A 2714-nucleotide genomic window follows, 5' to 3' on the forward strand; every position below is an offset into this window, starting at 1 on the left:
GTGCCGGAGCCGATGGTGAGCATGGCGATGACGGCGGCGACGCCGATGACGATGCCAAGCAGCGTCAGGAAAGAGCGCAGCACGTTGCGGCGGATCGAACGCAGCGAAAGGCGGACGGTCTCCCAGATCATGCCGCTGCCTCCGCCTTCATGGTGTCGGAGGCGACATGGCCGTCGAGGAAACGAATGGTGCGGCCGGCATAGTCCGCGACATCGGCCTCGTGCGTGACCATGACGATGGAGAGGCCGAGCTCGGCATTGAGCCTGGTCAGCAGCTCCATGATCTCATGCGTGCGCGCGGTGTCGAGATTGCCCGTCGGCTCGTCGGCAACAAGCAATGTCGGCCTGGTGACGATGGCGCGGGCGATCGCCACGCGCTGCTGCTGGCCGCCCGACAGCTCGGCCGGGGTGTGGTGCTCGCGCCCGACAAGCCCGACCTCGGCCAGCGCCTGCATGGCGAGGTCCCGGCGCTCGCGCGCTCCAACGCCGCGATAGATCAGCGGCAGCTCGACATTTTCCGCCGCGGTGGTGCGCGGCAACAGATTGTAGCCCTGGAAGACGAAGCCGACATAAAGGTTGCGCAAAAGCGCGCGGCGGTTGCGGTCGAGCCGGCCTGCGTCGATGCCCATGAAGGAGTAGGTTCCAGCCGTCGGCGTGTCGAGGCAGCCGATGATGTTCATCGCCGTCGACTTGCCCGAGCCGGAGGGTCCCATGATGGCGACGAATTCGCCGCGCCGGATGGCGAGATCGACGCCGGCCAGCGCATGCACGCGGGCCTCGCCTTCGCCATAGCTCTTCCAGACCTTGTCGAAGGTGATGAGCAGGGGAGCCGACATGTCGTCAGCTCCGCTGCTGCGCGCCGGTGATGACTTGCGCGCCCTCATCGAGGCCGGAGGTGATCTCGGTCAGCTCACCATCGGTCGAGCCGATCCTGACGTTCACCGGATGCGGCCGGCCGTTCTCCAGCACATAGAGCGTGCGCGAGCCGTCGGTCGGCGCCTTGGTCGGCTCGCGCTGCCGATTGGGGCGGCCCATGCGGCCGGTGAAGAGATCGCTCAGGCTCCAGCTGCGCGCCTGCTGCTGCATCGGGCGATAGCGGAAGGCCGTCGAAGGAACGGTAAGCACGCCCTTGGCCTGCCTTGTGACGACCGAGACCGTGGCCGTCATGCCGGGCCTGAGCAGAAGCTCGCCATTGTCGACTTCGAGCCGCGCATTGTAGGTGACGACGCCATCGGTGGTGACCGAGGCGTAGGAGATGTCGCGGATCTCGGCGTCGAACGGGCGGTCGGGGAAGGCATCGACGGTGAAGCGGGCGTGCTGGCCAGGTTTGACCTGGCCGATGTCGGCCTCGTCGACCGCCGCCCGCAATTCCATGTTGCGAAGGTCGGCGGCGATGACGAACAGCACCGGCGCCTGCAGCGAGGACGCGACCGTCTGGCCGGGATCGACCGAGCGTGTGAGCACGATGCCGTCGATCGGCGCATAGATGGTGCTCTTGGCCAGGTCTGTCTGCTGCGCCTTGAGTTCGGCCTGGGCGATGGCGAGATTGGCCTCGGCGCTGTCGAGCGCTGCCTTCGAGCGGTCGCGCGTTGCGGTTGCCGCTTCGAGCGACTGGTCCGTCGCCATGCCGCGCTTGGTCAGCGCGCTGGCGCGCACCACCGCGTTCTCGTTCTCCTGCAGTGTCACCTTGGCGTCCTCGACGGCGGCCGCAGCCGCCTTGGCGGAGGCGGTGGCGCGCTCGATCTGGACCTCCAGCTTGGCGGTATCGAGCGTCGCCAGCACGTCGCCCTTCTTGACCTGCTGGTTTTCATTGACCGCAACGGAGCGGACGATGCCGGAAAGCTCGCTGGAGATGTCGACCTGGGTCAGCGGCTGCAGCGTGCCGGTGGCGGATACTTCGACGGTGAGGTCCGCGGTCGCCGCCGGCACGGTGGTGTATTCAATCCTGGGGGGCGCCGCGGCGTACCATTGATAAAGGGTAATGCCGACCGCTGCGACCGCTATCGCCAGCAGGGCGTAAAGCCAGAGGCGGCGACGCTTGCGGCTTACGCCCTTGCGGTCCAGGCCGAGCGCGGCCTCTATGGAAGTACCGGATTCCGCCTTTGGCGGATTGACAACCTGGTCCACCCCGGACCCCTATGCTGGAAATCGATGTCCCTGTCCGTGCACAGATCAGGCTTTGAGGTTCGAATTTCAAATTAAATTTCCCTCATGTTGGGATTGGGGCAGAAATTCGGGGCGAGGCGAAAGGTTTTCTCCATGGCGCGCAATTACTTGCTTTACGATGTGTTTACCACCGAAAGGCTGGCCGGAAATCCGCTTGCGGTGGTACTCGACAGCGATGGGCTCGACACTGCCGGCATGCAGGCGATCGCGCGCGAATTCAACCTGTCTGAGACGGTGTTCGTGCTGCCTCCAGACAATCCGATGCACCGCAACCGTATCCGCATCTTCACGCCCGACTATGAAATGCCTTTCGCGGGCCATCCGACGGTCGGCTCGGCGATCGCGCTGGCGGAACTCGCCGAGGAGGAGGCCGGCATTTTCGTGCTGGAGGAGAATATCGGGCCGGTGCGTTGCGCGGTGAGCAAGCATGACGGCTCTACTTTCGCCGAGTTCGACCTGGCGAAACTGCCGGAAGCCTTGGAGCTCAAGGCCGATCCGGAAGCGATCGGCGCCGCGCTCGGCCTTGGCCCGCACGAGATCGGCTTCGAG

At 65.5% G+C, this 2714-nt stretch carries 4 protein-coding genes; 1 reads left to right on the forward strand and 3 read right to left on the reverse strand.

All coding sequences use genetic code 11. The annotated features are described in order from the left end of the window. The 3 genes from EOA24_RS33420 to EOA24_RS33430 all read right to left on the reverse strand — a co-directional run. On the reverse strand, window positions 1-131 hold a 131-nt coding region (locus tag EOA24_RS33420), incomplete at its 3' end, for an ABC transporter permease (protein ID WP_145992561.1). Continuing rightward, a complete protein-coding gene (locus EOA24_RS33425; protein ID WP_126082090.1) occupies window positions 128-835 on the reverse strand; it encodes an ABC transporter ATP-binding protein in 708 nt (235 codons plus the stop codon). The genes EOA24_RS33420 and EOA24_RS33425, both read right to left, overlap by 4 nt. A 4-nt stretch (window positions 836-839) precedes the next feature. Then, complete coding sequence (locus tag EOA24_RS33430; protein WP_126082091.1) at window positions 840-2126, reverse strand: efflux RND transporter periplasmic adaptor subunit; 1287 nt, start codon at window positions 2124-2126, stop codon at window positions 840-842. 132 nt (window positions 2127-2258) lie between these two features. Between EOA24_RS33430 and EOA24_RS33435 the strand changes: the two genes are divergently transcribed. Then, window positions 2259-2714 (forward strand): PhzF family phenazine biosynthesis protein (locus EOA24_RS33435; RefSeq protein ID WP_133374743.1); only part of this gene is annotated, 456 nt, incomplete at its 3' end.

The sequence above is a fragment of the Mesorhizobium sp. M2A.F.Ca.ET.039.01.1.1 genome (genome assembly GCF_003998035.1).
In the GTDB taxonomy this organism is placed as follows: domain Bacteria; phylum Pseudomonadota; class Alphaproteobacteria; order Rhizobiales; family Rhizobiaceae; genus Mesorhizobium.

Bases quoted from the DNA above. Each gene is read 5' to 3' on its own strand.
- EOA24_RS33425 (WP_126082090.1), bottom strand. From the start codon at position 835: ATGTCGGCTCCCCTGCTCATCACCTTCGACAAGGTCTGGAAGAGCTAT.